Genomic DNA, 272 nt, shown 5'->3' with positions numbered 1-272 from the left:
GGGTCTTGAGCGTGCTACTGAAACGCCCTGTTCGGACTCGCTTTCGCTACGGCTTCCCCACACGGGTTAACCTCGCAACACACCGCAAACTCGCAGGCTCATTCTTCAAAAGGCACGCAGTCACGACATACAAGCAAGCTTGCATGCGACGCTCCCACGGCTTGTAGGCACACGGTTTCAGGTACTATTTCACTCCGCTCCCGCGGTACTTTTCACCATTCCCTCACGGTACTATCCGCTATCGGTCACCAGGGAATATTTAGGCTTAGCGG

General features: G+C 55.1%; 1 rRNA gene. It reads right to left on the bottom strand.

The annotated features are described in order from the left end of the window. A 23S ribosomal RNA gene (locus AADR41_RS42675) occupies positions 1-272 on the bottom strand; the annotation flags it as partial.

This window comes from Streptomyces sp. CLV115 (assembly GCF_038448545.1).
GTDB classification, from domain to species: Bacteria; Actinomycetota; Actinomycetes; order Streptomycetales; family Streptomycetaceae; genus Streptomyces; species Streptomyces sanglieri.
This window is presented reverse-complemented; position numbering and strand designations above follow the sequence as displayed.